The 11,526-nt window shown below is 61.7% G+C and carries 13 protein-coding genes; 3 read left to right on the forward strand and 10 right to left on the reverse strand.

All coding sequences use genetic code 11. The features are described 5' to 3' along the window. Positions 1–95: 95 nt before the first annotated feature. From ACF8R4_RS05965 to colR, 5 genes are all read right to left on the reverse strand, one after another. Positions 96–329 (reverse strand): hypothetical protein, encoded by a 234-nt coding sequence (locus ACF8R4_RS05965; protein ID WP_060498005.1) that lies wholly within the window; start codon positions 327–329, stop codon positions 96–98. Continuing rightward, the gene (locus ACF8R4_RS05970; RefSeq protein ID WP_016713590.1) at positions 329–1,027 is read right to left on the reverse strand and encodes a lipopolysaccharide kinase InaA family protein; all 699 of its coding nucleotides are present in this window, start codon (positions 1,025–1,027) and stop codon (positions 329–331) included. The genes ACF8R4_RS05965 and ACF8R4_RS05970 overlap by 1 nt, the downstream gene beginning before the upstream one ends. A 6-nt stretch (positions 1,028–1,033) precedes the next feature. Continuing rightward, complete coding sequence (locus tag ACF8R4_RS05975) at positions 1,034–1,714, reverse strand: class I SAM-dependent methyltransferase (protein ID WP_019098319.1); 681 nt, start codon at positions 1,712–1,714, stop codon at positions 1,034–1,036. Positions 1,715–1,822: 108 nt separating this feature from the next. Then, entirely contained in the window at positions 1,823–3,133 is a 1,311-nt protein-coding gene (locus tag ACF8R4_RS05980) for a HAMP domain-containing sensor histidine kinase (protein ID WP_060498006.1), read from the reverse strand. After that, complete coding sequence (colR, locus tag ACF8R4_RS05985; RefSeq protein WP_003255215.1) at positions 3,123–3,806, reverse strand: two-component system response regulator ColR; 684 nt, start codon at positions 3,804–3,806, stop codon at positions 3,123–3,125. The genes ACF8R4_RS05980 and colR overlap by 11 nt, the downstream gene beginning before the upstream one ends. 183 nt (positions 3,807–3,989) lie before the next feature. Between colR and ACF8R4_RS05990 the strand changes: the two genes are divergently transcribed. Then, entirely contained in the window at positions 3,990–4,718 is a 729-nt protein-coding gene (locus ACF8R4_RS05990) for a phosphatase PAP2 family protein (RefSeq protein WP_186723102.1), read from the forward strand. A 102-nt stretch (positions 4,719–4,820) separates the two neighbouring features. Here ACF8R4_RS05990 and groL read toward each other — a convergent pair whose 3' ends face one another. The 5 genes from groL to ACF8R4_RS06015 form a co-directional block, all read right to left on the reverse strand. Continuing rightward, a complete protein-coding gene (groL, locus tag ACF8R4_RS05995) occupies positions 4,821–6,461 on the reverse strand; it encodes a chaperonin GroEL (protein ID WP_060498008.1) in 1,641 nt (546 codons plus the stop codon). Between the two features lie 48 nt (positions 6,462–6,509). Beyond that, positions 6,510–6,803, reverse strand: a complete 294-nt coding sequence (locus ACF8R4_RS06000; protein ID WP_003260750.1) for a co-chaperone GroES — start codon at positions 6,801–6,803, stop codon at positions 6,510–6,512. A 243-nt stretch (positions 6,804–7,046) separates the two neighbouring features. Further along, complete coding sequence (locus ACF8R4_RS06005) at positions 7,047–7,508, reverse strand: FxsA family protein (protein WP_060498009.1); 462 nt, start codon at positions 7,506–7,508, stop codon at positions 7,047–7,049. Between the two features lie 67 nt (positions 7,509–7,575). Next, positions 7,576–8,307: a HugZ family protein gene (locus tag ACF8R4_RS06010; protein ID WP_060498010.1), complete on the reverse strand. Its 732-nt coding sequence runs from the start codon at positions 8,305–8,307 to the stop codon at positions 7,576–7,578. Positions 8,308–8,407: 100 nt separating this feature from the next. Then, the gene (locus tag ACF8R4_RS06015) at positions 8,408–9,418 is read right to left on the reverse strand and encodes a DUF481 domain-containing protein (RefSeq protein WP_060498011.1); all 1,011 of its coding nucleotides are present in this window, start codon (positions 9,416–9,418) and stop codon (positions 8,408–8,410) included. Between the two features lie 152 nt (positions 9,419–9,570). Here ACF8R4_RS06015 and ACF8R4_RS06020 point away from each other — a divergent pair, with 152 nt between their 5' ends. Further along, positions 9,571–9,924 (forward strand): MGMT family protein, encoded by a 354-nt coding sequence (locus ACF8R4_RS06020; RefSeq protein ID WP_156868255.1) that lies wholly within the window; start codon positions 9,571–9,573, stop codon positions 9,922–9,924. 43 nt (positions 9,925–9,967) lie between these two features. After that, positions 9,968–11,515: an AmpG family muropeptide MFS transporter gene (locus tag ACF8R4_RS06025; RefSeq protein WP_060498013.1), complete on the forward strand. Its 1,548-nt coding sequence runs from the start codon at positions 9,968–9,970 to the stop codon at positions 11,513–11,515. Positions 11,516–11,526 lie beyond the last annotated feature (11 nt).

The raw sequence follows: 11,526 nt of genomic DNA on the forward strand, positions 1-11,526 counted from the left end.
GCGGGCTTGCCCGCGAAGAGGCCGGTGAAGCAGACGCAAAAATGCCAGAGGCCCCGCGATTGCGGAGCCTCTGGCATTTCTAGCTCACACCGGGTTCAACCAAATGGCCGCAACCCTTGACGCAGACCAAACAGGAACAGCAAAAGGTCCTGGTCCGGCGTGACCTGTGCCTGCTGCTGCGGTTTCGCTTCCCGCGGCAACGCGCACTGGTCGGCCATCTCAGCCTTGCTGAACACAGTCGGCCTCGGCTCTTCCCAGGCAGCCACCGCCACGGTGGTCACCGCCAGGCCAGCTACCAGGAACAAAGCTCGAGCTATTTCTAGTTTCATTACTCTAACCCTTTGACAGCGCTGCCAAACGCCATCTTGTAAAAGTAGAGCAGCGTCTGCCATTCGGCGTCATTGATCGACGAATGGCGGCGCAGCTGGCGCAGGTCGTTGCCTGCCGCACGCTGGCAGCTGATGCGCCGCCGGCACTTTTCCAGGTCCAGCAGTGCGACTTCGACCCGCGCCTGCTCGCCTTCGCCGATCACCTTGATGAATACGTGCTTGCCGTACAGGCAGCCGTGCTGCCAGTGCCCCAGGTGCATGCGCGCCAGGTTGTCCGCCAGGTCCTTGAGCATGCGCTCATGCACCACCTGCGGGTAACGCTCACGGGCACCTTCGGCATGCCAGGTGTCGAGTTCGACAAAGCCGTCCAGCGCCTCGCTCACCAGCAGCGCACGCCATTGGTGGTCGGCATCGCGCTCGGCACCACAAAAGACGATGCGGGGGACGCGAACGCCCAGTTGCTCGAAGCTGTTCAGTGCATCGAGTTCACGCAATACGGTTGGTCGCCCAAAAGGGTGCATAAGGCTGCGATAGATATGCCCGACCTGGCGCTTGGCATACAGCAACTTGCCATTGGCATCGTTGAGGCGTTGCACGCCACTTTCGCCGCCGCGGCGCTGGTTAGGCTCCTCGACCCACTCGCCCTGCTGGCGCCAGTAAAAATCGAACCGCGACTCCCCTTTCTGGGCTACAGCCATCAAACACTACCCCTTACGCAATACGTAGACCCGCCACATGGCATAGAACGGCAGGAAGTCGAGGCGTTCCTGGATTCTGAAGCCGGCGGCCCTGAATTCTTCTTCGACCGTTTCGGCTGGTAACACGAAACGGTTCTGGTAATTGTCCTGCTCGGCCTTGGCACTGCGGCGTTGCTCCAGTTTTTTCCGGCGCCAAGCCTTGAAGTTGCCATCGACCCACAAAGACAAAATCACACTATCACGGCTAACACGTTGAAATTCCGAAAGTATGGTCTTTCTGTGCGCCGATTCGCCAATGTGGTGGAACAAGCGCATGCAGAAGATGCTGTCCACCGAGTTATCCGGCAAGTCAATGGCGAACGCTGAAGTTTGCAAAGGGCGTACCCGCGCCACCACTTCTGGCGGTTGCGCGGCACAGGCTGTCTCGATCATCGCCTCGGAGTTGTCGGCACCGATGATCACCCGGTTGGGCTTTTCTGCCAGCAGTGGCCAGAAACGGCCGGCACCGCACGGCAGGTCCAGTACCAGGCCGGGCTCGCCGGCCAATGCCAGGGCGCGACGCGCCAGCTGCTCATCTCGCTTGTGGGAAAGACGTCGCGCCAGGCCATCTTGGTGCTTGAGAAAGTACTCGCGGGCGTGGTCTTTGTCGTACTTCTCGGAAAATTCAAGCTTGATGGGGCTACGCATTGGGCATCTCCTGACTCCAGTGCCGCTCACCTTAGGTAAGCAAGCGTTGGAATCAGGTCATGCCAATGTGAAAAAAATGTCGCGCGCCCTTTAACCTGTTACAACGGATTACTCGGCCATGGCGTCCGGGCCGCCTTGGGCTTTGGTGTTGCTCAGGTCCACCTGGAAGCGGCAACCATGCGGCAGGGTCGATGTGAGGGTGACATGCCAGCCTTGGTCGTCGCAAATGCGTTGCACCAGCGATAGACCCAGGCCCAAGCCTTCGCCACGCCGCTCGTCACCGCGCACGAACGGTTTGAACATCGCCTCGCGCTGCTCTTCGGGGATGCCCACGCCACTGTCCTCCACACTGAAACCGTTGGCCTCCAGGCTCAGCCGGATGTAGCCGCTGTCGGTGTAGTGGGCAGCATTGCGCAACAGGTTACCCATTACCGACTGCAGGAAGGTAGCGTTGTACAGCACCGGGCTGGCGCTGATGCGGCCATCGAAATAGAGGGTCAGGCCCTTCTGCTCGATGGTATCGCGCCACACACCGATGAGTTCGTCGGCCACTTCGCGCAAGGTTGCCCGCGATGCCACCGCGCCTTCGTCACGTTGGGCACGGGCCAGCATGAGGAAGGTCTTGACCAGTTCGCGCATCTCTTCCGTGGCACGCGCCACCCGCTCTACCTGGCTACGCGCGCGGGCGTCGAGGTTGGGGTTCTCCATCAGCAGCTCGCAGGAAGTGGCCAGCACCATCAACGGTGTGCGCAACTCATGGCTGACGTCACTGGTGAACAGCCGTTCACGGGTCAGCGCATCGCGTAAACGGCCCAGGGTATCGTCGAAGGCCACTGCCAACTGGCCGACTTCGTCCGCCGCATAGTCCGGTGCCAGTGGCGGGGCCAGGCCCAGCAGTTGATCGCGATGGCGCACCTGGCGCGCCAGACGGATCACCGGTGCCATTACCCGGCGCGCCACCAGCCAGCCGAGGATGACTGCCAGCACCAGGCTGAGTAAGAAGCCCACCACCACCACCGCGAACAACACGCGCTCGCGTTCTTCGAAGTCGCTCTGGTCCTGCAGCAGCACGTAACGGCGGCCATCGACGATCTCGACCATGGCGTGGTATGACAGCTGGTCGCGGAATACTTCGTGGAAACCCCGGTCAAGGTGGCGCAAGTCCTTGGGCAGTTCGAAGTCGTCACGCCCGCCACTGAAGTAGAACAGCTGGTCGGGGCGCGGCCGGTGGCTCCAGTCGCTGACGCTGTCCATGCGCAGCAGGCGCTGCAGGTCGCCACCCAGCACAGAGGAAATCAGCCGCTCTTCAACCAGGTGCACGGTGGCGACGATGCCGAAGGCGAACGCCCCGGCCACCAGCGCGCTCATCAGGGCAAAGGCGATGATGATGCGCTGGGCAAGGCTTTGCTTAAACTCCATCGCGGCCCTCGGCGAGGCGATAGCCGACGCCATGGACGGTATGCAGCAAGGGTTTTTCGAACGGCTTGTCGATCACCTGGCGCAGCTGGTGTACATGGCTGCGCAGGCTGTCGCTGTCGGGGCAATCGTCGCCCCACAGGGCTTCTTCCAGTACTTCGCGGCGCAGTACGTGCGGGCTTTTCTGCATCAGCACGGCCAACAGCTTGAGGCCCACCGGGTTGAGCTTGAGCAGGCGGCCCTGGCGAGTAACTTCCAGGGTGTCGAGGTCGTAACTGAGGTCGGCCACCTGCAGGGTCCGGCGCCCTCCGCCTTGAGCGCGGCGCAGCACTGCTTCGATGCGCGCCGCCAGCTCAGACAGGGCGAACGGTTTGAGCAGGTAGTCGTCGGCCCCCGAGCGGAAGCCTTGCAAGCGATCATCCAGCTGGTCGCGGGCAGTGAGCATGATCACCGGTGTGTCGCGGCGGGCGTCTTCGCGCAGGCGCTTGCACAGGGTGTAGCCATCGATGCCGGGCAGCATGATGTCGAGCACGATGAGGTCGTAGTGTTCGGTGGCGGCCAGGTGCAGGCCGGACAGGCCATCCTGGGCGCAGTCGACGGTGTAGCCCTTCATGCCCAGGTAGTCGGCCAGGTTGGCCAGAATATCGCGGTTGTCTTCAACCAAAAGAATGCGCATCGGTTTCTCCTGTGCGGCGCTTCTCGCAGTGGTGCGCGGCAGGCGCAGCTTAAGGCCTATGCTTGCACGGTGCCAGCCCCCCGGAAAATTCACCCCACTTGACGGTTTTTTCACTGATCCTTCACGGACACAGGATAGCGGGCAGCCGACAATGCCCGATCTTTTTCGTGCCCTGGAGCCACCATGCAGCAACGAACCCGCCCTCGCCCTATCAATTTCTGGCTGTATCTGGGCGTCCCCTTGGCGACCGCGCTGGCCTTGATTCTGCTGGAGCTGACGTCAGTCGACATGGACGTGGCCAACCTGTTTTTCGACCCCGCTGCCGGGCAGTTCATCGGCCGCCACAGCTATTGGCTGGAAAACATCCTGCACGACCGGGTCAAGCAGGTGGTGATCTTGCTGGGGGTGATCTCGCTGCTCACCTTTGCTGGCAGTTTCTTCTGGAAGCGCCTGTTCGGCTGGCGCCGCGAGCTGGGCTGCCTGGTGCTGGCACTGGGCCTGTCAACGGCGTTTGTCACGCCGTTGAAGAAGGTGACCCAGGTACAGTGCCCGTGGAGCCTGACCCAGTTTGGCGGCACGGAAACCTACAGCAAGTTGCTGGAACCGCGGCCTGCTACCGACAAGCCTGGCCTGTGCTGGCCGGGTGGGCATGCGGCGACCGGGTTCTGCCTGTTCGGCCTGTTCTTCATGCTGCGTGATCGCAAGCCGCGGTTGGCGCGGGCAGCATTTGTGGTGGCTTTGCTGGCCGGTTCGGTACTCGGCGTAGGGAGGATGATGCAGGGGGCGCACTTCCTGTCGCATAACGTGTGGACGGCGGTGTTCTGCTGGTTGATCGGGTTGGGGTCGTATTACCTGGTTCTGTATCGGCGTGGAGTGGTGGAAGCGCCAGCTGTCGAACGTAGCGTCGCCTGACACTGGGGCCGCTTTGCGGCCCCAATGGCCCCAACAGGAAAAAGAAAAGCCCCGGTTCTCACGAACCGGGGCCTTTTTGATGGTGCAGGGGGTAAGGCTGGCTTACATCATGCCGCCCATGCCACCCATGCCGCCCATGTCAGGCATGCCAGCAGCTGGCTTGTCTTCTGGCAGGTCAGCAACCATGGCTTCGGTGGTGATCATCAGACCGCCAATCGAAGCAGCAGCTTGCAGGGCCGAACGGGTGACCTTGGCTGGGTCCAGGATGCCCATCTCGATCATGTCGCCGTATTCGCCGGTAGCAGCGTTGTAACCGAAGTTACCCGAACCTTGCTTGACCTTGTCGGCCACAACGCTTGGCTCGTCGCCGGCGTTGGCAGTGATCTGACGCAGCGGGGCTTCAACAGCGCGACGCAGCAGGGCGATACCGACGTTCTGGTCTTCGTTGTCGCCTTTCAGGTCGGCAATGGCCGCCAGGGCGCGAACCAGGGCAACACCACCGCCAGGCACCACGCCTTCTTCAACGGCTGCACGGGTAGCGTGCAGGGCGTCTTCAACGCGGGCTTTCTTCTCTTTCATTTCAACTTCGGTGCCAGCACCGACCTTGATCACGGCAACACCGCCAGCCAGCTTGGCCAGACGCTCTTGCAGCTTCTCACGGTCGTAGTCCGACGAGGTTTCTTCGATCTGGGCACGGATCTGCTTGACGCGTGCTTCGATCTCGGTGTCGGCGCCAGCGCCGTCGATGATGGTGGTGTTTTCCTTGGACAGGATCACGCGCTTGGCGTTACCCAGGTGCTCCAGGGTAGCGGTTTCCAGGGACAGGCCGATTTCTTCGGAGATGACCTGGCCGCCAGTCAGGACAGCGATGTCCTGCAGCATGGCCTTGCGACGGTCACCAAAGCCTGGGGCCTTGACCGCAGCAACCTTGACGATGCCGCGCATGTTGTTGACTACCAGGGTAGCCAGCGCTTCGCCTTCAACGTCCTCGGCAACGATCAGCAGTGGGCGACCGGCCTTGGCAACGGCTTCCAGCACTGGCAGCAGCTCACGGATGTTGGAGATCTTCTTGTCGACCAGCAGCAGCAGCGGGCCTTCCAGCTCGGCAACCATGGTGTCCGGCTTGTTGACGAAGTATGGCGACAGGTAGCCACGGTCGAACTGCATGCCTTCTACGACGGACAGTTCGTTTTCCAGGCCCGAGCCTTCTTCAACGGTGATCACACCTTCTTTACCGACTTTTTCCATGGCTTCGGCGATGATTTCACCGATGGAGTTGTCGGAGTTGGCGGAGATGGTACCCACCTGGGCGATGGCCTTGGAGTCGGCGCATGGCTTGGACAGGTTCTTCAGCTCGGCAACAACGGCAGCAGTGGCCTTGTCGATACCGCGCTTCAGGTCCATCGGGTTCATGCCGGCAGCGACGGCTTTCAGGCCTTCGTTGACGATGGCCTGAGCCAGAACGGTAGCGGTGGTGGTGCCGTCACCGGCAGCATCGTTGGCCTTGGAAGCAACTTCCTTGACCAGCTGGGCGCCCATGTTTTCGAAGGCGTCTTTCAGCTCGATTTCTTTGGCGACGGAAACGCCGTCCTTGGTGATGGTTGGCGCGCCGAAGCTCTTGGCCAATACCACGTTACGGCCTTTCGGGCCCAGGGTCGCTTTTACCGCGTCAGCCAGAACGTTGACACCAACCAGCATTTTCTTACGAGCGGAATCGCCGAATTTTACGTCTTTAGCAGCCATGATCGTTTAATCCTTGGAATTCTTTGGAGTAACGGGAAGTCGGGGAAATCAGCCTTCGATAACGGCGAGGATTTCGTTCTCGGCCATGACCAGCAGGTCTTCGCCATCGACTTTCACGGTGTTGCTGCCCGAGTAAGGGCCGAAAACCACTTTGTCACCCACTTTCACGGCCAGCGCGCGAACTTCGCCGTTGTCCAGGATGCGACCAGTGCCGACGGCAACGACTTCGCCGCGGTTTGGTTTTTCAGCGGCCGAACCCGGCAGGACGATACCGCCAGCGGTTTTCGATTCTTCTTCGCTGCGACGGATAACGACGCGGTCATGCAGAGGACGAAGCTTCATTGTCGATCTCTCCCAAATTGTGGTTTTCATCGGCCGGTGTCGACACCGGCGGGTTGATGCTGTCCGGCGTTGCCGGGAGGTGGCCCGCATTGGGCGAACCACCTGAGTCATGTCTGGCGTTGCCACCAGAAACCTTGCGGTGACCACATACATGAGGCCGCCATATTCAATTACAAGGCTTGATATACAAAATTTTTCTTGAGGCTGAAAAACACCGGGGCCGCGTGTGCGGCCCCGGGGGTATCACTTGTCGCGGCGCTCGTACTCGCCTTCGATCACGTTCGGCCGGTGGCCACCGTCACGCGGCTGCGCCTGGAACGGGTCGTCCTGAAACGCACGCTGGCGCATGGCCTGGGCCTCGGCACGCTCGCGCATCTTGCGCGCAGCCAGATGGCGGGTGAACGGCAGCAGGCACAGCAGGCCCAGCACGTCGCTGATGAAACCCGGCAGCAGCAGCAGGCCACCACCCACGGCCAACATCATGCCCTGGAACATGTCCTCGGCAGGCAGCTCGCCGCGTTGCAGGCTTTCACGGGCACGCAGTGCGGTGGCCAGGCCGGCCACGCGCATCACCAGCACACCCAGGGCGGAGCCGGCGATGATCAGCAGCAGCGCCGGGAAGAACCCGATGGCCGCGCTGACCTTCACGAAGACGAACAGCTCCAGCACGGGAAACAGCAGAAGCAACAGTAGAAAAGCACGCATCAAAGCATTCCTCGTCGGAAGAGAACCTTCCTGTAGGACCTACAGATGGATGCGGGTGCTCGCTTTTTCAACCCTCTGCCTGCTCCACAGCCGGCCACTGGTCCGCGCGCGCCAGCAGCACCAAGGCTTCGCGGACTTGTGTCGGCGTGTTGCAAGTACTTGGGAACGGCAACCAGTGCACCGCCTGGCCGATGCGCAAGTGCATGCCTTCGCTGTCTACCCCCACCATCTGCGCCGGGGTATGGCGTGGCAGGTCGGTCAGCTCCACGTAGTGGGCGATGGCATTGGCGTGGTCACTGTTCATGTGCTCGACCATGCTCGACTCGGCCTTGCCGGCGAACGGGTTGGCCAAGGTTACCTGGTCGAGCCAGTGGATCGCGCCGAAGCCGCCAATGTAGCGATGGCGCACCGGCTGCAGGACCCAGAAGTCGAAATCGTGAGCCTTGTGATAGTTGGCAGCGTTCGGGAAATAGCGGTAATAGCGTTCGGCAGCCGCCTCGACAGCCGCTTCGTCGACCAACTTGTGCGCCTCGGCCATCACGGTCAGACGCCCCACAGCCTGCACATCTTCGGCCTCGCGCTCACCTACCAGCAGCGAGCACTTGGGGTCTTTCTGCAGGTTGTGGGTGTGCTGGGCGATGCGGCTGATGAGAATCAATGGATTGCCGTGGGCGTCCAGGCAGTACGGCACGACCGAACCAAAGGGGAAACCGGGCATCGACTTGGAATGGGTCGAGAGCACGCCACGGTACTCTTTGAGGAGCAGTTCCCGGGCGGGGCGGAGGGCGTTGGTACTCACTTGGGGATGGCTCCTGGCAACGGACTGGATGGGGACAAGATAAGCATTATCAGTTTCAGTGCCAATGGGGCTGCTGCGCAGCCCAATCGCCCCCGAAGATTTACCAGGTCACGCCGAAGCCTGCGGTATAGCGGGTCTTGTCCAGATCACTGTCGCGGGTGCCGGTGATGATGTCCTTCTCCGCCTTGAGGTTGAGCGAGGCCCATTCGGTAACTTTGTAGCGCAAGCCAACTTCGGCATCCAGCGAGTAATCGGCCACGCCCCCCAGCGGCTTGGCAAATTCGCCGTTGGTGAACAGTTGCACGTTCTTGCCGATCAGGTAGCGGGTGTAGTCCCACTTCACCGCCGCAGAGTAGAAGTTGTCCTTGGCGCCGTCCTGGTATTCGAAGTCGGTGCGGTTGATCAACGAACCCAGCGAGAATGCGCCCAGCTCGTTGTCCCAGAACTGATAACCCGGGCCGGTACCGACCGTGCGCTGGCGGGCCAGGTCTTCGATACGGTCTCGCTTGTACTCCGCTCGGCCCTGCCAGAACCACTTCTCGGTCATGAAGCGGTCCAGCGCGTACTCGGCGCTCCAGTTATCGGTGGTGGTGACGTCGTCCTTGCTCTCGCGGTTGTATTCGCCTTCGGCGTTGTGCCGCCAGCGGCCGTGGCGGGCGGTGGTCTTGAAGCCGACATCGTAATCGTCGGTGTCGTTCTCGGCGCGCTTGTAATCCAGGGCCACGTCCACGTTGCCCTTCCACACGAAGTCTTCGACCAGCGGCCTGGGCTTCATGATCTGCTCGATGCTGGCCAGTTCCACGGTCTTGGGCGCTTCGCCATTGGCCAAGGTGACTTTGCCAGGCTCGGCCGCTTTCAGCGACTTGGCCTTTTCCCCGGTGTAGGCGTCCTGCTTGACCAGCATCTCCTGGTCACTCTCCAGGGTCTGGACCTCTTTCCAGTCCAGCGCGATGGACCCGCCATAAGGGGTTTCCAGCAGCAGCTTGCCGCCGTCGAACACTTTGATCTTGCCGCTGAGGCGGTCACCGTTCTTCATCCACACGGTGTCGGCGAACACCGGGGCGGCGCACACGGAAGCAGCTAGCAAGCACAACAGGGATCTAGAATACATAAGCGGACTACGGGTTCGATTTGACGAAAAAAGCCGGGCATTATCCAGATACCGACGACCAGAGCAAGGACAGACCAAGCGTATGCCGTTGAGTTCAACTCTCATTTGCCGGACCACCTGTCCGGTTTCATCTGCAGCCCAACGGGGGCGTGATGTCTGATGTAGATCAGCCTGCGCTCGAATCCGCCGAGGGCCGACGAACGGCGCTATATTCAGTGCTGGGCCAGGTGCCTTCCGGCAAGGTGGTGAGCTATGGCCAACTGGCCGAGCTGGCGGGCCTTGGCCGTGCAGCACGGTGGGTCGGGCGCACCCTCGGGCAGTTGCCTGCGGACACCCGCCTGCCCTGGCACCGAGTGCTCGGCGCAGGCGGCCGGCTGAGCCTGGCATTGGGTACCCCGTCAGGGGATGAACAACGGGCGCGATTACGCGCGGAAGGTGTGAATGTAACCAACAATCGTGTGGATATGACGCGCCATGGCTGGCGCCCAATGGAGCACAGCGGTTAGAGTGCGCGCTTTGTTTTCGCAAACTTGAGGCAGATGTTGGCCCATGCCCCGTAAAACCTGGCGCGCTGCGCTTGCTGCCTATGCCAGCCCGTCAACCTTGGTACTTTTGCTGCTTGGCTTTGCCGCCGGCCTGCCCTACATGCTGGTGTTCTCCACCCTGTCCGTGTGGTTGCGCGAAGCCGGTGTTGCCCGCGAGACCATCGGCTACGCCAGCCTGATCGGCCTGGCCTACGCCTTCAAGTGGGTGTGGTCACCGCTGCTCGACCAATGGCGCCTGCCCCTGTTGGGTGGCCTGGGTCGACGTCGTTCGTGGCTGCTGTTGTCGCAAGCGCTGGTGGTCATCGGCCTGGTCGGCATGAGCCTGTGCGACCCGCAACAGCACCTGTCGTGGCTGATCGCCATGGCCGTGCTGGTGGCCTTCGCATCGGCTACCCAGGACATTGCTGTCGACGCCTACCGCCTGGAAATCGCTGACGATCAACGCCAGGCCGCGCTAGCTGCCAGTTACATGGCTGGCTACCGGGTGGCCGCCCTGCTCGCCACGGCCGGCGCCCTGTTCTTCGCCGAGTGGTTCGGCTCCACCGGTTTCAGCTACCTGCACAAGGCCTGGGCCGGCACCTATGTGATGTTCGGGGTCATGATGCTGCCCGCCCTGTTCACGACCCTGGTCATGCGCGAACCGCCGGTGCCCTTGCGCACCCAGCTGTCGGCAGCGCGCTACGGCTTGGTGCACCAGATGGCCTCAGTGTTCGTGCTGATCATCCTGCTGGTGTCGGTACCGGCCAGCTTTACCCAGATGTTCAATACCGGCTGGTCCAGCGTCATTTCCGGTGATGCCACGCCGCTTGACCTGCTATTGGAAGACCGTGCGTTCCTGCGCCTGATCCTTTATGTACTGCTGACCTGGGCGTGCTTGTCGAGCCTTGGCCGTCGCGGCTTGGCCCCGGTGCTGACGCCAGTCAACGACTTCATCACCCGCTACCGCTGGCAGGCGCTGCTGCTGCTCGGCCTGATCGCCACCTATCGCATGTCGGACACGGTGATGGGTGTGATGGCCAACGTGTTTTACATCGACATGGGCTTCACCAAGGACCAGATCGCCAGCGTCAGCAAGATCTTCGGCCTGATCATGACCCTGGTCGGCGCCGGGGTCGGCGGGCTGCTGATCGTGCGCTTCGGCATCATGCCGATCCTGTTCATCGGCGGCGTAGCTTCGGCCGGCACCAACATCCTGTTCCTGATGCTGGCCGACATGGGCCCGAACCTGGAAATGCTGGTGGTGACCATCTCGCTGGACAACTTCAGCTCCGGCATGGCCACGTCGGCCTTCGTCGCCTACCTGTCGAGCCTGACCAACCTGAAGTTCTCGGCGACCCAGTACGCGCTGCTCAGTTCGATCATGCTGTTGTTGCCAAGGTTGATCGGCGGGTATTCGGGGGTCATGGTCGAGAAGTTTGGTTACCACGACTTCTTCCTGATTACCGCATTGCTGGGTGTGCCTACGCTGATCCTGATTGCCCTGCAGTGGCGCCAGGAGGCTGGGCGGGGGACGCCGGTGGCAGAGGAAAACTCGGCGGCCGAGCGGCCCTGAAAGAACTCTAT

The organism is Pseudomonas sp. FYR_2 (assembly GCF_043106425.1).
Lineage (GTDB): Bacteria > Pseudomonadota > Gammaproteobacteria > Pseudomonadales > Pseudomonadaceae > Aquipseudomonas > Aquipseudomonas monteilii.